We start from the raw sequence: 20764 nt of genomic DNA, 5'->3' as shown, positions 1-20764 counted from the left end.
ACGTTCGAACGCCGCAAAACAAACCCATTACGAACTGGTGTCTTGCACAACGCGCGAAAAGCGATCCGGTTCCCTTCGAAAAGTATAAATCTCTGACAACGCTGACAAAAGTGGACTGGGGTAAATGATTGATTTAGAAAATCATTCAAATTTGAAGCAAGTCACTGTAGCCGGCAGCAGCATCCGACCGGAGTGATACGCGCTTTAAACAGCACAAATAAAAAACCCGGCTTTCGCCGGGCTTTTTAAAACATCGAGAAAAGTGAAACTTATGCAGCTTCAACTTCATCATCTTCAAGGTCGGCTTCGGCATCGGCTTTGCCGCGCTTCGGTCCCTTGGCGAGATTGGCTTCGATGAGACGGACAGCCTCGGTATCCGACAGCTTGTTGACGGCTGCGATTTCGCGAGCCATGCGGTCGAGAGCAGCTTCATAAAGCTGGCGTTCGGAATAGGACTGTTCCGGCTGGTTTTCTGCACGATAGAGATCGCGCACAACTTCCGAAATAGAGATCAGGTCGCCAGAATTGATCTTCGCATCATATTCCTGCGCGCGGCGCGACCACATGGTACGCTTTACACGGGCACGACCTTGCACCACCTTCAGAGCACGCTCCACATAATCCGTTTCAGACAGCTTGCGCATACCGATGGTTGCGGCCTTGGCGACCGGTACCTTCAGACGCATCTTGTCTTTTTCGAAATCGATCACGAAAAGTTCAAGCTTGTGACCAGCCACTTCCTGCTCTTCGATCGCTACGATCTGACCAACGCCATGAGCCGGATACACAATCGACTCACCGGTCTTGAAACCACCACGGATTGCGGGTTTTTTCTGCTGGGATGACATACGCTTCAATACTCCCTGTTGTGCCCGGCGCGACCCGCCGGTTGACACATGATCTTCGACCGCGCTTCTACAAAGCACGGAAGCTGTTGTCGGCACTGGAGCCTATGTCGATCTGACAAAAGCAGACCGGCGCTCCAAGCCGCTGTTAAGGCGCATTTATGCGGCGTCGGATGTTTTCCATCCGACTGCAAAATGCGATGACTGGAAACGCCTCTAACGGCAGATTTTCTCTATCGGGCGAGAAAAGGGGCAGAAACGGAATGATGTTGCGGCGCATAAAACCGTCCTGAGAAGCCAAGAACTTTTCAGGACCTTGCGTTTGATCGCAATCATCCACCCCGGTGCCAATTTTAGCCCGGTAAAAAACATCAGCCTTTCTGAGAAAAACGCATTTGCGCCACGAATTGACGTCCAGTCACCGAAATTATTGGTGCAGGCTAACACAATTTCGCGAAAGAATCAACAAATTGCCAGATATGTCCCGTCTGGCAACTTAATACACCTGTTTTGCCGGTGCTTTCCCGTGATTTTATTCGTCTTTTGCCGCCTTAATGTAGAAAAAGCAAGTGAAAGGCGATGCTAATCTACATGCGATGACAAGACGATAGGCAGGTCGGAACTCAGTCGCCGCTGCCTGGCTCCGGGGAGAAATGGTTTTCGAGCTTACCCGTGACGCCGTCCATTTCCTTGGCTTCCGGCAAGGCATCCTTCTTGACGGTGATATTCGGCCACTTCGCCGCATATTCCGTGTTGAGTTCCAGCCACTTGTCGAGGCCAGGCTCAGTATCCGGGCTGATGGCTTCAGCAGGACATTCCGGCTCGCACACGCCGCAGTCGATGCACTCGTCAGGATTGATGACGAGCATGTTCTCGCCTTCATAGAAGCAATCGACCGGACAGACCTCGACGCAGTCCGTATATTTGCAGCGAATGCAATTATCGGTCACGACATAGGTCATCGTCGAACTCCTGTTACCGCCCCTCTTTCCGAGAGGTGGTTTATCCATCCTGGTGTTTTGCGCCGATATCCGACAGGCCTATGGAAATGGCTGTGTCATGAAATATCTCGCCACGACGTCACGGTCCATGGAAACGATAGTGGATCGGATGACCCATTTTATCGCCATGTCCTGCGTGACACAGCGTGAGGTAACGATTTTATTGCGCTCTGACAAGGGTGCAATCGCCGCATTATAAGCATCGCGCAAATAGCGGAAACCGCATTTCGTCTCAACCTGAAAGCGTAGAAAACACTTTCGTCAAAGTGCCTTACAGAGCAATTTCCATCGCGGCCACTTTTACGGCTGCGGCAACACGTCCGGATCAAATCCCGCGCAGGCGGTCCGTATCGCGACGTTCTTTCTTGGTGGGGCGTCCAGCGCCGCTCTCACGCTGCGGCAAGGCTGTGACTGTCGGATCGCTCGACGATACCGGAGCTGGCGAAATATCTTGGTAGAGAAGCTGGGCTTCGGGTGCGGGGCCGCGACGCTCGCCGGGCAGAAGCACCTTGTAAACGAGGATGCGGCGATCAAGTGTAACGGTCAGTACATCGCCGACTTTCACCTGATGTGCTGCCTGATCAATCTTGTCGCGGTTAACCCGGACTTTGCCGCCGACGGCGAGTTTCGCCGCCAGCGATCTTGATTTGACCACGCGCGCGAAAAACAGCCACTTGTCGATACGCTGTCTTCCGCTCGGTTCACCGGTCATCTTACTTCTTCATCTGCTCCTTGAGAGCCAGAAGCTTGGCGAAAGGCGAATCGGGATCGATCCGTGCGGGGCGTTCCTGCTCGAAGCGCTTGTTGCCCTGCGATGCGCCATGAGGGGCACCATGCTCGCGCTTTGGCTGGCGGTCACGACCGCCGCCATCACGGGGCTTGCCCTTAAAGCCTTCGCGCTTGCCCTGACCTTCGCCGTCATGATTGTGACGCTTGTTCTTGTCGAAACGCTTGCCGCCACGTGCATTCTGCTCGTCGCCGCCTTCGGACTTGCGCGCCTCGCCCTGCTGACCACGATTGTTCTGGCCACCATGACGCTGACGGTTGTTCTGGTCCTGATTGCGGTTACGACCTTCGAAACGGCCCTGACGCCACAGGAGAACCGGCTTCGGCTCTTCCGCAACCGCGTCACCGGCAGGTGCAGCGGCTTCGGCGACTGGAGCTTCCGCAGCTGGTGCAGGCTCTTCAGCCTTCACCTCAACAGCGACAACCGGTGCTGGCACTGGTTCAGCTGCAGGCACGGCAGGCTTTTCAGCTTCCGCTGCAACAGCGGAAACGGCAGCGCCTGCATCCTTGGCAGCAGCTTCGGCAGCAAAGGCATCCAGTTCTGCAAGCTTGGCCGCAACATCGGCTGCTTCCATCGCCTCATGGCGATAGCCCAGGCTCTTGAGGATTTCTTCCATGTCTTCGGTGGTCGCACCGAGGATCGACATCATGGCAGGCGTGACGATGAAACGTCCGCCGTCATAAGCGCCATCCGGACGAACACCCGAACCCGGACGCCAGGCCAGAGCCGGACGGATGAGATCGGCAAGACGTTCCAGAATATCGATACGAACCGCACGACGGCCAAGCACCCGATAGCCTGCCAGACGGTAGAACATCGGATCGAAAGCCGGATCGACGACGACAGACGTACGACCGGCAGCCAGAACATTGACCACATCGCCGTAACCGGCACGCTCGCGGCCATCGTTCTTCAAGGCCCAGAGCAGCGTGATGAGACCGGCAGGAGCCGGCTTCAGCAGCATGGGCATGAAGACGTGATAGGCACCGAAACGCACGCCGAGACGACGGAGCGCCGCACGCGAGTCCTGATCGAGACCGCGTACTTCCTCCACCACCTCACGGCGCTGGAGAATACCGAGGTTCTCGACGATCTGGAAAGCCAGACCGCGCGTCATGCCGGTCAGCGCGTCAGCGCCAGCCAGATCGGTCAGGGGCTTCAGAACGGTTTCGATGTGATGCGCTACGAAACGGTCGATGCGCGCAGCGACCTTGTCCCGTGCGGGACCGGTGAGCTGTTCGTCGGCAAGGATCACCGTGCGCGGCTTCAGAATGTCGTCACCTGCAACCAAAGTTGCGACGGTCGCACCGACCCAGCGCAAGACGCCGTCCGAACCAAGCGCGAAGTCTCCGTTGGGAGCAGCCGCAAAGCGCTCCGCACGGCGATCGAACTCGGCGGCCAGCGCCTTTTGCGCAGCCGTCTTCACTGCCTTCGCGTCCGGCCCCTCGGCCTGGACGTCGGCGGTGAAACGGAATCCTTCCAGTTGCCCAACATTGTGGCCTTCGACACTCACGTCTCCGGCCGGGCTGATTTCTGCTTCAAGCATGGCATTCTCTCTCAGGCGCCTCATAAGCACGCTTGTCCTGCGGTCTACAAAGCGTTTCGTCAACCTTTCATGCAGCGCGTCGGACAATCTGTCCTCTATTTCGCGCGTCTTTTCCTGCCAGTGTGTCGGATCGGCAAGCCAACCGGGCCTATGCGACACAAAAGTCCAGGTTCGAATTTGCGCCACGCGGTGCGACAGAGTGTCGATTTCCCCCTCTGTACTGTCGGCGCGGCGCACCTGTTCGCTCATATAATCTTCATCGACGCTCCCTCGGCGCACTAGATCCTGATAGATAGACGCAATGATATCGGCATGTTGTGCCGGTGCGATCTTACGATAATCGGGAAGCGCACAGGCATCCCACAAAAGTTCAATTCGCGCCGGCGTTGTCGCAAGGCGCACAATCTCTCCGTCTTTCGACAGATTTTCAAGCGCCTGCTGGTCAACAGCCGGCAAAGCCTTGGCAAGCCCCTCGACCGGGGCCGGGGTTTCCAGTGATCGGCGAAGCGCCTCAATCGACGAGAAGTCGAAACGCTCCGTGCGCCATTGCAGCACTTTCACCGGATCGAAATTATGCGCTTCCACCCGCTCGACCAGTTCGTCGTCGAAGGGCTGCACCTGCCCCGTCACGCCAAATGTGCCGTCACGCAGATGGCGACCGGCGCGACCGGCGATCTGCCCCACTTCGGCAGGCGTGAGATCACGGAACTGATAGCCGTCAAACTTGCGGTTCTGCGCGAAGGCCGCATGATCGACATCGAGATTGAGGCCCATGCCGATGGCATCTGTCGCCACCAGAAAATCCACGTCGCCCGACTGGTAAAGCTCGACCTGCGCATTGCGCGTGCGCGGCGACAAAGCGCCCATGACCACAGCAGCCCCGCCACGCTGGCGACGGATCAGCTCGGCAATCGCGTACACCTCATCGGCGGAAAAAGCGACAATGGCAGACCGGTTCGGCAGGCGCGTGATCTTCTTGGAACCGGCATAGGCCAGATGCGACAGGCGCGGGCGTGTCACCACATTAATGCCGCGCAGGAGCTTTTCCAGAATGGTGCGCATGGTGGCAGCACCGAGCAGAAGTGTTTCCTGGCGTCCACGCAGATGCAAAATACGGTCTGTGAAAATATGTCCGCGTTCGAGATCGCCAGCGAGTTGCACTTCGTCGATAGCGACGAATGCCACATCGGTGCGGCGCGGCATGGCTTCCACAGTGCAAACGGAATAACGCGCAGTGGGCGGGACGATCTTTTCCTCGCCGGTGACCAGCGCGACATTGGCCACGCCGACCCGTTCGACGACACGATTGTAGACCTCGCGCGCCAGAAGGCGCAGCGGCAGGCCGATCATGCCGCTCCCGTGCGACAGCATACGCTCGATTGCGAGATGGGTTTTGCCGGTATTGGTTGGCCCCAGCACCGCAGTCACGTCGCGGCCGCTCAGGGTCAGCGGCAAATCATGGGCAGGGCGTTGGTTCATGCCAATAATAGAATTCCCGGTGCAGGCACCCCAACATGCGATTGGGAGGCCGATTGTCGTGTCTTGCGATAGCACTATACGACCTTGGCCGAAAGCGCTCCTGTTAAGTTTGAACCACCCGCGATTTTAAAATAGGCAGCCCGACATTTTTTTCAAATGGCCGATCTCAGCGAACGACCCGATTTAACGAATAGAACGACTCTGGAACGAATCGGCTACGAATCGCTGACTCTGATTCCTTCGCCTTTTGTTCACGGCAACATATGGTAACCGGATTGTCGATAGCCACCATATGCTGAATCTCATAGATGCGACGTTCCAACATAAACAGAACAGAACGCGATTGGCGTTAACTTTTGCCAGAAGCGCGTCAACAGCTTATGACAGCACTTTGAGCAGTTTAAAGAAAACTTAACAATTCCTAATAGTTGGTTATCGAAAATCAAGTCGCGAAAGCCATTTTCATTAACCTTCAGGCCAAAGCCGGAACGAATCGGCGACGAATCGGTGATTGATCAATTTTCACTCTTTGTTCTCACCACATCTGGTAGGCTTTCGCCAAAGCGCACCATATTGGAACATCGATTACCGCAACGATACACCCGAAAACCGGACAGAGAAGCCATTTGGCGTTAACCTTTGAACGCTCAAGCGGAACCCTCCCCGTCTGCATTCGCCATCAAGCCTGTCATTGCGGGCATAAAAAGGCAGGCTGCGGAAACCCGCAGCCTGCCCGAAAGATAAAGCCTGATCGGAAGCAGATCAGTCCCGCTCGACACACATGGCAACACCCATGCCACCACCAATGCAAAGTGTCGCGAGACCGCGCTTGGCATCACGGCGCTTCATTTCATAAAGCAGCGTGGTCAACACGCGCGCGCCTGACGCGCCAATCGGATGACCGATGGCAATTGCGCCGCCATTGACGTTGACGATCTCCGGGTTCAGGCCAAGATCGCGAACAACCGCGCAGGATTGTGCGGCGAAAGCTTCATTCGCTTCCACCAGTTCCAGATCGTCAATCGTCCAGCCCGCCTTTTCCAGCGCCTTGCGCGTTGCCGGGATCGGACCTGTACCCATGATTGACGGATCAACGCCAGCCGTTGCCCAGGAAACAATACGCGCCAGCGGCTTCACGCCACGCTTGCTGGCTTCCTCAGCCTCCATCAGTACGACTGCCGCAGCGCCGTCATTCAAACCGGAGGCATTGCCCGCCGTCACTGTGCCTTCCTTGTCGAAGGCGGGCTTCAGCTTGGTCAGCGCTTCGATGGTCGTGCCCGGACGAATATACTCGTCGGACGAAACGACAACGTCGCCCTTGCGCGTCTTGACAGTGAACGGGACGATTTCATCCTCGAACTTTCCGGCCTTCTGCGCGGCTTCCGCCTTCTGCTGGGAGCCGAGCGCGAATTCATCCTGATCGGCACGGGTTAACTGCCACTGGCGTGCAATGTTTTCTGCGGTGATCCCCATGTGATAGCCGTGGAACGCATCGGTCAGGCCATCCTTGAGCATGGTGTCAATCATCTTGAAGTCGCCCATTTTCACGCCGCCGCGCAAATGCGCGCAATGCGGCGCCATGGACATGGATTCCTGACCGCCAGCCACAATGACTTTAGCATCGCCGGACTGGATCTGCTGCATGCCGAGCGCAACGGCGCGCAGGCCGGAGCCGCAAAGCTGGTTGATCGCAAAACCGGTTGCTTCTTTCGGGCAACCCGCCGCCATTGCGGCCTGACGCGCCGGGTTCTGCCCCTCGCCTGCCGTCAGCACCTGTCCAAGAATAACCTCATCCACGTCGTCAGCCGCAACGCCCGCTCGTTCCAGCGCCGCCTTGATCACGGTTGCGCCCAGTTCATGGGCAGGCACAGTAGCGAAAGCACCGTTGAACGACCCCACTGCCGTGCGAGCGGCGCTGGCGATGACGATGGCTTTCGGATCGGTTGCGGCAGTCATGCTATTCCTCCGTGACAAACTGTTGCGACAGAGAAAAACCAAAAAGCCCGGCTTGGCAAGGATTACATCATAAACCTTCGGTAAAGCGAAAAGCTGTTTCTCCGGAAGAGAGGTACTTTAGCGGATGCGGATCATCCCCCAGACGCTAAAATGGCAGCATTGAAACAGGAGGTTCCTATGGTCCAACTCACGCTCGATCAGGCCAATTCCATCATCGCAACAGCCTTTGCCAAAGCCGCCGATCTGAAGCTCAAGCCGCTTGCCGTCTCGGTTTTCGATGCAGGCGGCAATCTCAAGGCGTTTCAGCGCCAGGACGGCACGTCAATCCTCCGCTTCGAGATTGCATCCGGTAAAGCCTTTGGCGCTCTGGCAGTCGGGACCGGCTCGCGCTGGCTGCACAATCAGGCAAAGGATCGCCCGCATTTTCTGGAAGGCCTCTCCGGCGTTTCCGGCGGCAAAATCGTTCCAGTACCTGGCGGCGTCATTATCAAGAATAGTGATGGAGAAATTGTTGGCGCGGTCGGCATTTCGGGAGATACGTCAGAAAATGATGAAGCTGTCGCCATCGCTGGCATAGAAAAGGCCGGTTTCACCGCAGACGCTGGTTGAACTGAAAAAGAAGAAGGCCGCCAAATAATAGCGGCCTTCTCATCGTATCAGTTATCCCAAATTATTAAGCGCGAAATGCGTAATGGCCGTGGCGCCATCTTCGTCCAAACGCCCATTCAAACTGGGTGTATCAGACATATTCATCGAATGAAATTCATTATAGTTCGCATTGTCAATTACATTGAACAATGAAACGACGCAACTTAACGAAATTCCAGAGTTTAAAATTGCAGATTTGAAATATTCTTCCATGTTCAGACCTAATAAATTTATTAATACAAATCATACACTTGATATAAGTGACCTTAAATGCCGCCTAAATTTGTTTTTTTATCAAAAGGTAAAAGTAAACGTCATCTATATTACGAATCTCCAATTTTCTCAAAAGATAATAAAAGAAAACGCCGCTCCCGGTTTCCCGGAAACGGCGTTTTTGAAACGTGTCTGCTAGGCTGCGGTAACCGCAGCGTCAGACCTATTCCTTAGCTTCGAGGACCTGACGGCCGCGATACATACCGCTCTTCAGATCGATATGATGCGGACGACGAAGTTCGCCCGAGTTCTTGTCCTCGACATAGGTCGGGGCCTTCAGAGCGTCAGCCGAACGGCGCATGCCGCGCTTCGACGGAGACGTTTTTCTTTTAGGTACTGCCATGGATCCAGCTCCACTGATCGGTCAATAAACGTCCGGCACGGCCCCGGTGGAGCCTGTCACAGCGGACAAAATTCCGGAAAGTCAGGTGCCTATACACGCTCTTGCGGGCTTTGACCAGTCGGAGTCTGATCTTTTTTTCATGACTCGCATTTATTGTACGCAGGTCACATAGGGACCGGAGCGTACCGCGCGACCGGCAACGATCCGTGCGATGCGCTGCATGTTGCGGGTCGGCTTGGCCGGATTGCGCAGTGCCGGATTGGGTAATGTCACGGCCAGAAGCGCTGCCTGCTGCGCATTGAGCTTTGCCGCCGGTCGCTTGAAATAATGCTGGGCTGCGGCTTCGATGCCGTAGATGCCCGGCCCCCATTCGGCGATGTTCAGATAGATCTCCATGATCCGGCGCTTGGACAGGATCGCATCGGCGGCCAGCGCCAGCGGAAATTCCAGCCCCTTGCGGATGAAAGAACGCCCATTCCACAGGAAGAGATTCTTCACCGTCTGCATGGTGATGGTGGAAGCGCCCCGGCTTGGACCGCCTTCGCCGGCATCATCCAGCACAATGCTGAGCTGATGCCAGTCCACACCGCCATGGCTGCAAAACTGGCCGTCCTCCGCCATCATCACCGCATTGATTACATTCGGCGAAATATCATCGATGCTCACCCAGCGCCGGTCGACATTCTGAAACAGGACATAGTCCTTCACCATCAGCATCGAGACCGGGCGCACGAAGGGGATCGAATAGACGAGGAGGAGAAAGAGCGGCAACACCGCCAGCACCAGCAAAACCCGGAACGCCAGAATGATCCGGCGTCCCCACACGGGATCGGCCAGATAACTGCGCCCGTTTTTGCTCTTTAAGATGATTTTGGCCACGTCCACCGCCTGATGTACTCCCCCAGCGACATAAACCATTCTTTAATAATATAGAACCCGATTCCATAATCCTGTGTTGGAAACAAGCCGGAAACATATCGTTTGATGACCGTCTGATGAAAAAGCCTGTGCTGATCGATATGCCCAGTTGACCAAATTAGCGCTTTCGTCCATGCCGATCATCATGGAACATGTGACTGTCGAATTCACCGATGCCCTGAACCATCGCGCCCACGAAGTGGAAGCGATGCTGATCGGGCTTCTTGACGAGCGCCTGCGCAGCGGTGAGATCGCCCGCCCGGAACGGCTGATTGCCGCCATGCGTCACGGTGTGCTGAATGGTGGCAAACGGCTGCGTCCGTTCCTGGTTGTGGAAAGTGCTGCACTATTCGGCAAGAGCGGCGACGCCGTGCTGCGGGTCGCGGCAGCGCTGGAATGCATCCATTGCTATTCGCTGGTTCACGACGATCTTCCCGCCATGGACGATGATGATCTGCGCCGCGGCCAGCCAACGGTGCACAAAGCCTTTGACGAAGCGGCTGCGATTCTCGCGGGCGACAGCCTTCTTACCTACGCTTTCGACATTGTCGCCTCTGACGAGACCGATCTCGATTCGTCCGTGCGCGTACAACTGGTTTCCGCCCTCGCCCGTGCCTCGGGCCTTGGCGGCATGGCGGGCGGGCAGGCCCTCGATTTGATGGCCGAGACAAAGAAGCCGGACGAAGCTGGCATCATAACGCTTCAGGCGATGAAAACCGGCGCGCTGATCCGCTTTGCCTGCGAGGCAGGGGCAATCATCGCCGACGCCTCCCGCGAAGATCGCGAACGGATGGCGGAATTCGGCTCGGCCATCGGTCTTGCTTTCCAGCTTGCCGACGACCTTCTGGATGTGACGGCAGATGCCGCTGCAATGGGAAAGGCGACCGGCAAGGATGCTGCTGCTGGCAAGGCGACGCTTGTGGCGCTGCATGGCATCGACTGGACGCGCAAGCAATTGTCAGGCCTTGTCGCTCAGGCGGAAAGCCTGCTTGCTCCTTTCGGCAAGGATGCCGATATTCTCAAGCAGGCTGCGCGCTTCATCGCCGAACGCCAGAGCTAATACTCAAAGATCGTCTTCTCGGACCTTGATCAGAACGACATCATCGACAGAAAGTATGCGCCCATCCTGCGCGCGCACGTCAAGCTTTGCAATGTTCTGACCCGACACGCTGTCGACCAGCCGTGAATGCGGCTCCTCCGGCGCGAAGAGATGCTTCTCGCCCCATTGCCGCAAGGCGACCACGACCGGCAGAAGATCGCGCCCTTTCGCAGTCAGCACATATTCCTGATGCGCACCGCCATTGGGATCAGGCACGCTTTCCAGAATACCCTCGCTCGTCAGCTTACGCAGACGCTCGGCCAGAATATTGCGCGCAATGCCCAGATTTTTCTGAAAGGCGCTGAAGCGTGTCACGCCGTCAAAGGCCTCGCGCACGATCAGCAGCGACCACCAGTCCCCAATCACATCCAGCGCCCGCGCACTGGGGCAATAGTCGCCTTTCAGGCTCTTCTTGCGAACCATCTTCACTCCATTCATTCAATCTGGTTGCAATATAAAACTTCTTTCGCTACAAGCAAAATGGTTTCATATTAAAACCAAATTTGCTGGAGTTCATCATGCAGATCTCTCCCGACGCGGCAGCGCAAACTGCCGCGAACAGTGATGCGCGCCCATCGCTCTCCACCACCACCCTTCTTCTGTTTGCCATTGCGAGCGGTCTTGCCGTTGCCAATGTCTATTTTGCGCATCCGCTTCTGGATGTGATGGTCGACGATATCGGACTGGACCGCTCCACAGCGGGACTGATCGTCGGTGCGAGCCAGATTGGCTACGGACTTGGCCTCATCTTTCTGGTGCCGCTTGGCGACCTCTTCGACCGGCGCAAACTGATCGTCGCGCATTTCCTGCTGTCCTCACTGACACTGGCAGCCGTCGGTATTGCTGGACAACCCGCCCTGCTCTTTCTCGCCATGGCAGCGACCGGCCTTCTTGCCGTGGTTACACAAGCACTCGTGGCCTATGCGGCAAGCCTTGCGGAGCCGATGCGGCGCGGCCATGTCGTGGGGATTGTGACGAGCGGTATCGTGCTTGGCATATTGCTCGCCCGCGCGGTTGCAGGCGCGCTGACCGACATTGGCGGCTGGCGCAGTGTCTATTTGAGTTCGGCAGCCGTTACCTTGCTGATCGGTCTCATGCTCTGGCGCAGCCTGCCGCGACAAAAGCGACAAGCCGCAAGCGTTTCCTATCCGGCGCTGATCCTGTCACTCGCAACCCTGTTCAAAGAAGAACCTGTGCTGCGCATTCGCGCGATCATCGCCATGCTGATCTTTGCCGATATCACCACCCTGCTCGCACCGTTGGTGATGCCGCTGAGTGCACCACCCTTTGAATTGAGCCATGCGGAGATCGGCCTGTTTGGCCTTGCGGGCGCTGCCGGTGCACTGGCGGCCTCACGGGCCGGGAGCGCTGCGGATCGCGGCCATGCACAGCGTATGACCGGCATAGCACTCGCGCTGATGCTGGTGGCATGGGCGCCCATTGCCCTGCTCGGGCAATCCTTGTTGTGGCTGATCGTCGGTGTGCTGATTATCGATTTCGGGCTTCAGGCGGTCCATGTGACCAATCAGGCGATGATCTATCGTGTGCGTCCGGACGCGCAGAACCGGCTCACCGCCGCCTATATGGTTTTCTATTCCATAGGAAGCGCGAGTGGTTCAGCGATTTCAACCTGGGTCTATGCCCATGCGGGCTGGAACGGCGTGTGCCTGCTTGGCGCTGGCATCAGCCTCGTCACGCTCGTCTTCTGGGCAGCGACACTGAAAACAACACCGGAGGCCGCAACCCAAGCAGTGAGCTGCTCCGCTTAGTTTTGTCCGGCAGCTACCTTCTGACCAAGCCCAAAGCGGTTCTCGATATAATCGGCAACCATCTTCTGGAAATCCGCGGCAATGGCGGGACCGCGCAGCGTCGTCACCTTCTTGCCATCGACAAAGACCGGTGCGGACGGCGTTTCGCCCGTACCGGGAAGTGAAATACCGATATCGGCATGTTTCGATTCGCCCGGACCGTTAACGATGCAGCCCATGACCGCAACGGAAAGCGCTTCCACGCCCGGATATTTCTCACGCCAGACCGGCATGTTGCGGCGGATGTCGTCCTGAATGGTCTGCGCCAGTTCCTGAAACACTGTCGACGTCGTGCGTCCGCAACCGGGGCACGCCGCAACAATCGGGATGAACTGACGGAAGCCCATGGTCTGCAAAAGTTCCTGCGACACCTGCACTTCGCGGGTGCGGTCGCCGCCCGGTTCCGGGGTCAGCGAAATGCGGATCGTGTCGCCAATGCCCTGCTGCAACAGAATACCCATGGCCGCCGACGAGGCGACAATGCCCTTGGTACCCATGCCAGCTTCGGTGAGCCCCAGATGCAGCGCATGATTGGAACGCTGCGCCAGCATCGTATAGACGGCGATCAGATCCTGCACCTGACTGACCTTGGCCGACAGAATGATCTTGTCGCGAGCAAGGCCAATCTCTTCCGCAAGATTGGCGGAAATCAGGGCCGACTGCACGATGGCCTCGCGCATGACTTCCTGCGCGCTCAGTGGTGCGCCTGCATCCTGATTGCGGTCCATCAGCGTGGTCAGAAGCTCCTGATCGAGCGAACCCCAGTTCACGCCGATGCGGACAGGCTTGTCATAGCGGATCGCCATTTCGACGATGTCGGCGAACTGCTTGTCCTTCTTGTCCTTGAAACCGACATTGCCCGGATTAATGCGATATTTCGCAAGCGCTTCCGCGCAGGCAGGATAATCCGCGAGCAGCTTGTGACCGATATAATGAAAGTCGCCGACCAGCGGCACGTCATGTCCCAGACGCTCCAGCCTTTCGCGAATTTTCGGCACGGCAGCAGCGGATTCATCGCGATCCACTGTGATGCGCACAATCTCGGACCCCGCGCGGTGCAAGGCTGCGACCTGCGCGACGGTGGCATCCACATCCGCCGTATCCGTATTGGTCATCGACTGCACGACGACTGGCGCACTGCCGCCGACGATGACGCCACCGACGCTAACACCAACCGATTGGCGGCGAGGGAAAGGATGCGAGAAATAGCTGACGGTCTCGGAAGACATTTTGCTCTGTTCTTAACTGGGTCTGCGCTTATAAGGATTTCGATCTATATAATCACTTGCCGACGCATTGTCGCCCTCTCATTATGCGCGTCATCATAAACGAGGACGCCCACCCATGACCGACGCAACTGCCCGTAAAACCGCTATTGTCACCGGCTCCAATTCCGGAATCGGCCTTGGCATCGCCCATGCATTGGCGGCCGCGGGACACAACGTTGTGATCAACTCCTTTACCGACCGCGACGAAGATCATGCGCTTGCCCGCATGCTGGGCGAAGAACATGGCGCCAGCGTGGTCTATATCGCAGCCGATATGTCGAAGGGCGACGACTGCCGCAGGCTGGTCACCGACAGCGTCAAGGCGTTCGGCAGCGCCGATATTCTGGTCAACAATGCAGGCATCCAGCATGTTGCGCCGGTGGAAGAATTTCCGACCGAGCAATGGGACCGCATTATCGCGATCAACCTGACCTCGGCCTTCCATACATCCGCTGCCGCCATCCCGCATATGCGTGCGGGCGGTTGGGGACGTATCATCAATATCGCGTCGGCCCACGGAATGGTCGCCTCACCGTTCAAGTCGGCCTATGTCGCTGCCAAGCACGGCATTGTGGGCTTTACCAAGACACTGGCGCTGGAACTGGCGACAGCCAAGATCACCGCCAATTCCATCTGCCCCGGCTATGTGCTGACACCGCTTGTTGAGGCGCAGATTCCAGACCAGATGAAGGCCCACAACATGGATCGTGAAACGGTGATCCGCGAAGTGATGCTCGATAAACAGCCGACGAAGGAATTCGTCACCACCGCACAGATCGGAGCGCTTGCAGCCTTCCTCGCCACCGATGCAGCCGCGCAGATCAATGGCGCGGCCCTGCCGGTTGAAGGTGGCTGGACCGCGGAATAAACAGGTCTATTCATTTGTTTTCACGCATTATCCTACGCATCGAAGCGGGATTCGAAATCAGTCCAGTGAACTGATTTCCCCGCGTAGGCGCTACGCACTTTTGCTGGAAATGCCCTAGTGCTTCTGGTCTGCGTAGCGAGCGAGACTGGAAAAGGCGAGCACGACCAGAAGCAGTGCTGGCAGCGCGATAAACACCACGCCGAAGCCGCTATGGCTGGCGACAAAGCCGATCAGTGACGGGGCCACCAGCATGCCGGAATAGCCAAGCGTCGTTGCAATCGACAGGCCGACACTTGGGTTTACGCCCGGCATGTTACCAGCCATCGAAAAGGCGATCGGCACCATGTTGGAAATGCCGATGCCGCAAATGGCAAAACCGACCAGCGACACATAAGGATCGGTGGAAAAGCCGACGATCAACATGCCGATAATGGCAATCACCGTGCAGGCGCGGAGCGTCCGCACTGCGCCGAAACGGTCGCGCACGAGATCGCCCGCAAAGCGCATTACCGCCATGGAGAAGGAGAAGGCCGCAAAGCCGAAGCCCGCCAGCGTCACCGACGCGCCCAGATCCTGGCGCATATGATAGGCGCTCCAGTCGATGATCGCACCTTCCGGCACCATCGAAAACAAAGCCATCACGCCGACAAGCCAGGGTAGCGGATTGCGTGGCAAGGTCAGCTTCTGCTTCTCGCCGCTCGGGTGATGGAACTTGTCGGCGATGACCGATGGCCACGCGACAGCGATCAGCCCCGCCGCAACAACGGTCGACACCAGCGCATGAACGGTCGAGCCGAACTGCGCGATGAGAAAGCCGCCGCTTGCCGCGCCGATAAGCCCACCGAGGCTCCAGAAGGCATGACAGGACGACATGATGGCGCGGCGCATGGATTTCTCCACAGCGACCGCATTGGCATTCATCGCCACATCCATCGCAGCCATCGTGCCACCGAAATAGAACATCACGATCACGGCAGTGACCACATTCGGCACCAGAGCAATGATCAGCAGAGCCGGAATGAAGGCGAGCGCGAAAATGCGCACCACAGCACCGGAACCGCGCTGCGCCGACAAAGCCCCGGCCACCGGCATCATGGATAGCGAGCCGATGCCGAAGACGAGGATCATCAGTCCCATGCCTGCGCTATCCAGCCCAAGGCGTGCGGCGAATTCCGGAATTTTCGGTGCCCAGCCACCGAAAATATAGCCATTTGCCAGAAAGAGCAGCGCAACAGCAATACGCTCTTTGGTGATCATCGGCGCGCGTGACAGCGCGGTATCTTCCCGTCCGGAAACCTGTTCCATGTATCCCTCAGCCACGGCCTGCTGCCGCGCGTAGTATATTCACGCTCGCCGCTACAAAGGGCGCGAGCAATTCTTCATCAGCATCCTGTTCAACAGCCATGACGCCGATATCGTCCAGTGAGACGACATCGTGCGCTGCGACAGTGCCAAGCTTGTCATTGGTGATTGCCAGTACGACAGACCGACTGCGGCTGGCAATGGTGCGCTTGAACTCGGCATCGTCCAGAAAAAGCGCCGTGACGCCGATTTCCGCCGCAACACCGCAGGCGCCCAGCACACAAAGATCGGGACGCAACAACTCCGCATCACGCAGGGCGCGTGCGCCGACCGCAGCGCTAACACGGCGATCAATCGGCCCGCCGATCATGATCAAATCAATATCGGGAGCAGCAAGCAGAATAGTGGCAATCGACGGCGTATTCGTGACAATTGTCAGCGCCTGGCCGCGTTCCACCAAAAGACGCGCCAAAGCCGTATTGACCGAGGAAGCATCCAGAAACACCGTCATGCCCGGCTTAATCAGGCCGAGCAGTACATCCGCCAGCGCTGCCTTGGCCTCCGTGCGTTCCACATCGCGCTCAGCCAGCGACAGCGATGACGGTGCAGCTTTCAGAGCACCGCCGTAAACACGCTTGCATAGCCCCGCAGCCGCCATTTCGCGCAAGTCGCGCCGGATCGTATCTTCCGACACGCCAAAGCTCTCGGCCAGCTCAGCCGCCAGCACGCGGCCCGACAGTTGCAACAGGTCCTGAATGCGCGCCTGTCTTTCATGAAGCAGAAGCTCCGTCGCCACTTATCTCTCCTAACACGCATAAACATGCATAAATCGGCACAAACATGCATATCAGAATTTGCGCACACTGCAAGCGCAAACAAAATGCCGCGCCTTTTAAGGGGCGCGGCATTTTCAATATCGGTGGTCAGAGGAATAGGCTTCTCTCTCCCTCATCCTGAGGAGCCGTTGAAAACGGCGTCTCGAAGGGCGAGGGAAACACACAGCGCCTGCCCTCGTCCTTCGACAAGCTCAGGATGAGGGGGAAGCGTGGTGCACATGGAGCTTGAAATCATCCGGCTCGGGCTGAACGCAAACTATTCCGAATACACAATCAGCAGGTCCTTCGCGTCGATCTGCTCGCCAGGCCGTACCAGCACTTCGGCAATCACACCGTCGCGCTCGGCATGAATGGCCGTTTCCATCTTCATCGCCTCGATGGAGAGCAGCACGTCGCCCTGCGAAACCTTCTGGCCACTGGCGACGGCAACCGTCGAGATGACACCCGGCATCGGCGCGCCGACCTGATTTTCATTACCGGTTTCCACCTTGCGACGGACACCACCTGAAGCGCCCTTGGCGCGGTTCGGCACCTTGATACGGCGCGGCTGACCGTTCAGTTCGAAGAACACGGTGACCATGCCCTTTTCGTCGGTCTCGCTCATCGCCTGATTGACAATCACCAGCGTCTTGCCGCGTTCCAGATCGACAAAGACTTCTTCCTCCGGCTTGAGGCCGTAGAAATAAACCGGCGTCGGCAGAACACTTGTCGGACCGTAGGTTTCCTGTGCGGCAGCGAAATCCGTGAAGACTTTCGGATACATCAGCGCGGATGCAAACTCCTGATCGTCGATCTTGCGACCCACGGTTTCCTCAAACCCGTTGCGCTCCGCATCGAGATCGGCGGCAGGCAGTAGCGAGCCGGGACGCACAGTGAACGGCTTTTCGCCCTTCAGTACTTTCTTCTGAAGCGCTGCCGGCCAACCCGAAGGCGGCTGTCCGAGATCGCCGCGCATCATCGACACCACGGAATCCGGGAAGGCGATATCCTTGTCCGGGTTCTCGACATCGCTGACGTCCATATCCTGGCTGACCATCATCAGCGCCATATCGCCCACCACCTTGGAGGACGGCGTGACCTTGACGATATCGCCAAACATGCGGTTCACATCGGCATAGGCCTGCGCCACTTCATGCCAGCGGGTTTCAAGCCCAAGCGAACGCGCCTGTTCCTTGAGATTGGTGAACTGACCGCCCGGCATTTCGTGCAGATAGACTTCCGAAGCCGGTCCCTTGAGGTCACTTTCAAAGCCCGCATATTGATTGCGCACGGCTTCCCAATAGAACGAAATGCGGCGGATTGATTCCGGATCGAGACCCGGATCACGCTCGGCACCGTGCAGTGCTTCCACGATGGAGCCAAGGCAAGGCTGCGATGTGTTGCCGGACAAGGCATCCATGGCCGCATCGACCACATCGACACCCGCATCCACCGCCGCCAGCACCGTCGCGGCAGAAATGCCGGACGTGTCATGGGTGTGGAAGTGGATCGGCAGATCGGTTTCCTCACGCAGCGCCTTGAACAGCACCCGCGCCGCAGCAGGCTTCAACAGGCCAGCCATATCCTTGACGGCGATGATATGCGCGCCTGCTTTTTCAACCTCTTTCGCCAGATTGACGTAATATTTGAGGTCATATTTGGCGCGTTCCGGGTTCAGAATATCGCCGGTGTAGCAGATGGCCGCTTCACAGAGCTTGTTTTCCTCCAGCACCGCATCCATCGAGACGCGCATGTTCTCAACCCAGTTGAGGCTGTCGAACACGCGGAACAGGTCGATGCCGCCACGCGCGGCTTCCCGCACGAAATATTTCACCACATTGTCCGGATAGGACTTGTAGCCAACGCCATTGGCACCGCGCAGCAGCATTTGCAGAAGCAGATTCGGTGCGCCTTCGCGCACCTGCGCCAGACGTTCCCACGGATCTTCCGTCAGGAAGCGCATCGACACGTCGAAAGTCGCCCCACCCCAGCATTCCAGCGAGAACAGGTTCGGCAATGCCTGCGCATAGGTATTGGCAATGCGCGCAATGTCATAGGTGCGTACACGCGTGGCCAGCAGCGACTGATGGCCGTCACGCATGGTCGTATCGGTGACGAGAACGCGCTTTTCATTGCGCACCCATTCGGCAAACTTCTTCGGTCCGAGACTGTCCAGAAGCTGCTTGGTGCCATCCGCAACCGGCGTGTCGCCAAACCACGGCACGCGCGGCTTTGCGGCATCCTTAGCCGGCTTGGCACGTCCCTTGGTTTCCGGATGACCGTTGACGGTCACATCGGCAATATAGGTCAGAAGCTTGGTGGCGCGGTCCTGTCGCTTTACCTGCTCGAACAGTTCCGGCGTCGTATCAATGAAGCGCGTCGTATAGTCGTTCGACAAGAACTTCGGATGATTGATGATCGCTTCAAGGAAAGTGAGATTCGTCGCCACACCGCGAATACGGAATTCACGCAGCGCACGATCCATGCGGCGAATGGCTTCCAGCGGCGTCGCGCCCGAAGCTGTGACCTTCACCAGCAGCGGATCGTAATAGCGCGTGATGAACGCGCCCGAATAGGCCGTGCCGCCATCAAGACGAATGCCGAAGCCCGACGCCGAACGGTAAGCCTGAATGCGCCCGTAATCGGGGATAAAATTCTGTTCCGGATCTTCCGTCGTGATACGGCACTGGAGGGCATGGCCGTTGAGACGAATATCTTCCTGACGCGGCACGCCTGATTCCGGCGTGCCGATGGCAAAACCTTCCAGAATGTGGATCTGCGCCTTGACGATATCGATGCCAGTCACCTGCTCGGTGACGGTATGCTCAACCTGAATGCGCGGATTGACCTCGATGAAATAGAACTTGCCGCTATCGGCATCCATCAGGAATTCCACCGTGCCTGCGCCGATATAATCGGTCGCATGCGCGATCTTCAGGCCGTAATCTGCCAGTTCCTGACGCTGCGCGTCGTTGAGATAAGGAGCTGGCGCGCGCTCCACGACTTTCTGGTTGCGCCGCTGGATGGAACAGTCGCGCTCGAAAAGATGCACGGCATTGCCATGCGTATCGCCCAGAATCTGCACCTCAACATGGCGCGCGCGTTCAATGAGCTTTTCGAGATAGACCTCATCCTTACCGAAGGCCGCCTTGGCTTCGCGCTTGGCTTCCGTGACCTCGCGGGCAATATCGGCTTCGGAGCGAATGGCGCGCATGCCGCGACCGCCGCCGCCCCAGCTTGCCTTGAGCATGACCGGGTAGCCGACCTGCGCTGCGAGCTTCTTGACCTCTTCCATATCATCCGGCAACGGATCGGTGGCTGGCACCACCGGCACGCCAATTTCGATGGCCAGATTGCGCGCAGCCACCTTGTTGCCAAGACGGCGCATGGTTTCCGGCTTCGGTCCGATGAAGATGATACCGTTTTCGGCACAGGCTTCGGCGAATTCCGGGCTTTCCGACAGAAGGCCATAGCCCGGATGAATAGCATCTGCCCCCGAAAGCTTGGCGACGCGGATGATCTCATCGATCGACAGATAGCTTTCGATGGGCCCCAGATCGCGAGGCAGATGCGGCCCGCGCCCGACCTGATAGCTCTCGTCCGCTTTAAAGCGATGCAGGGAAAGTTTGTCCTCCTCAGCCCATATGGCCACCGTTTTGAGCCCTAGCTCGTTGGCGGCGCGGAATACGCGAATTGCGATTTCGGATCGATTGGCGACCAGAATTTTCCTGATAGGCAAGGCAGATCTCCCTTACTGCAATGACGAAGGCGCCATTGCTTACCTTGCAATATGATCAAGCGCAAACAA

Annotated in this window: 16 protein-coding genes; 4 read left to right on the top strand and 12 right to left on the bottom strand. The window is 57.5% G+C overall.

What is annotated here, in order from left to right; all coding sequences use genetic code 11:
- Positions 1-269: 269 nt before the first annotated feature.
- The 5 genes from ACTJKP_RS06240 to ACTJKP_RS06220 form a co-directional block, all read right to left on the bottom strand.
- Positions 270-848 carry a CarD family transcriptional regulator gene (locus tag ACTJKP_RS06240; RefSeq protein WP_078339525.1) on the bottom strand — a complete coding sequence of 193 codons (579 nt, stop codon included), beginning with the start codon at positions 846-848 and terminating at the stop codon, positions 270-272.
- A 620-nt stretch (positions 849-1468) separates the two neighbouring features.
- Entirely contained in the window at positions 1469-1807 is a 339-nt protein-coding gene (gene fdxA / locus ACTJKP_RS06235) for a ferredoxin FdxA (RefSeq protein WP_078339526.1), read from the bottom strand.
- A gap of 364 nt (positions 1808-2171) precedes the next feature.
- Positions 2172-2558: an RNA-binding S4 domain-containing protein gene (locus ACTJKP_RS06230; RefSeq protein WP_440630048.1), complete on the bottom strand. Its 387-nt coding sequence runs from the start codon at positions 2556-2558 to the stop codon at positions 2172-2174.
- 1 nt (position 2559) lies between these two features.
- Positions 2560-5658 carry a helicase-related protein gene (locus ACTJKP_RS06225; protein ID WP_440630047.1) on the bottom strand — a complete coding sequence of 1033 codons (3099 nt, stop codon included), beginning with the start codon at positions 5656-5658 and terminating at the stop codon, positions 2560-2562.
- A gap of 762 nt (positions 5659-6420) precedes the next feature.
- Positions 6421-7614 carry an acetyl-CoA C-acetyltransferase gene (locus tag ACTJKP_RS06220; protein WP_078339529.1) on the bottom strand — a complete coding sequence of 398 codons (1194 nt, stop codon included), beginning with the start codon at positions 7612-7614 and terminating at the stop codon, positions 6421-6423.
- Between the two features lie 177 nt (positions 7615-7791).
- On the opposite strand from ACTJKP_RS06220, the gene ACTJKP_RS06215 reads away from it, so the two are divergent.
- Entirely contained in the window at positions 7792-8223 is a 432-nt protein-coding gene (locus ACTJKP_RS06215) for a GlcG/HbpS family heme-binding protein (RefSeq protein WP_440630046.1), read from the top strand.
- Between the two features lie 475 nt (positions 8224-8698).
- On the opposite strand, the gene rpmF is transcribed toward ACTJKP_RS06215, so the two are convergent.
- Together rpmF and mtgA are read right to left on the bottom strand one after the other, a co-directional pair.
- Positions 8699-8878, bottom strand: coding sequence for a 50S ribosomal protein L32 (rpmF, locus tag ACTJKP_RS06210; protein WP_006467787.1), 180 nt, complete (start codon positions 8876-8878; stop codon positions 8699-8701).
- Between the two features lie 150 nt (positions 8879-9028).
- Positions 9029-9757, bottom strand: a complete 729-nt coding sequence (mtgA, locus tag ACTJKP_RS06205) for a monofunctional biosynthetic peptidoglycan transglycosylase (protein ID WP_440630045.1) — start codon at positions 9755-9757, stop codon at positions 9029-9031.
- Positions 9758-9941: 184 nt separating this feature from the next.
- Between mtgA and ACTJKP_RS06200 the strand changes: the two genes are divergently transcribed.
- Complete coding sequence (locus ACTJKP_RS06200) at positions 9942-10856, top strand: polyprenyl synthetase family protein (protein WP_078339592.1); 915 nt, start codon at positions 9942-9944, stop codon at positions 10854-10856.
- Between the two features lie 3 nt (positions 10857-10859).
- Here ACTJKP_RS06200 and ACTJKP_RS06195 read toward each other — a convergent pair whose 3' ends face one another.
- Positions 10860-11318, bottom strand: coding sequence for a winged helix-turn-helix transcriptional regulator (locus ACTJKP_RS06195; RefSeq protein ID WP_440630044.1), 459 nt, complete (start codon positions 11316-11318; stop codon positions 10860-10862).
- Between the two features lie 95 nt (positions 11319-11413).
- On the opposite strand from ACTJKP_RS06195, the gene ACTJKP_RS06190 reads away from it, so the two are divergent.
- Positions 11414-12664, top strand: coding sequence for an MFS transporter (locus tag ACTJKP_RS06190; protein ID WP_440630043.1), 1251 nt, complete (start codon positions 11414-11416; stop codon positions 12662-12664).
- Here the strand turns inward: ACTJKP_RS06190 and ispG are convergent.
- On the bottom strand, positions 12661-13932 hold the full coding sequence (gene ispG, locus ACTJKP_RS06185; protein ID WP_440630042.1) for a flavodoxin-dependent (E)-4-hydroxy-3-methylbut-2-enyl-diphosphate synthase: 1272 nt from the start codon (positions 13930-13932) through the stop codon (positions 12661-12663). The genes ACTJKP_RS06190 and ispG overlap by 4 nt on opposite strands.
- 115 nt (positions 13933-14047) lie before the next feature.
- On the opposite strand from ispG, the gene ACTJKP_RS06180 reads away from it, so the two are divergent.
- The gene (locus ACTJKP_RS06180) at positions 14048-14839 is read left to right on the top strand and encodes a 3-hydroxybutyrate dehydrogenase (RefSeq protein WP_440630041.1); all 792 of its coding nucleotides are present in this window, start codon (positions 14048-14050) and stop codon (positions 14837-14839) included.
- A gap of 114 nt (positions 14840-14953) precedes the next feature.
- Here the strand turns inward: ACTJKP_RS06180 and ACTJKP_RS06175 are convergent, their stop codons facing one another.
- The 3 genes from ACTJKP_RS06175 to pyc form a co-directional block, all read right to left on the bottom strand.
- Positions 14954-16144 (bottom strand): MFS transporter, encoded by a 1191-nt coding sequence (locus ACTJKP_RS06175; protein WP_440630040.1) that lies wholly within the window; start codon positions 16142-16144, stop codon positions 14954-14956.
- 7 nt (positions 16145-16151) lie between these two features.
- Positions 16152-16937 carry a DeoR/GlpR family DNA-binding transcription regulator gene (locus ACTJKP_RS06170; RefSeq protein WP_440630039.1) on the bottom strand — a complete coding sequence of 262 codons (786 nt, stop codon included), beginning with the start codon at positions 16935-16937 and terminating at the stop codon, positions 16152-16154.
- A 296-nt stretch (positions 16938-17233) separates the two neighbouring features.
- Complete coding sequence (gene pyc / locus ACTJKP_RS06165) at positions 17234-20695, bottom strand: pyruvate carboxylase (RefSeq protein ID WP_440630038.1); 3462 nt, start codon at positions 20693-20695, stop codon at positions 17234-17236.
- Positions 20696-20764: the final 69 nt, after the last annotated feature.

The sequence above is a fragment of the Brucella sp. 22210 genome (assembly GCF_052045675.1).
Classification (GTDB): Bacteria; Pseudomonadota; Alphaproteobacteria; order Rhizobiales; family Rhizobiaceae; genus Brucella.
The sequence above is the reverse complement of the archived record's forward strand: the minus strand, read 5'-3'. Positions and strand labels throughout refer to the sequence as shown.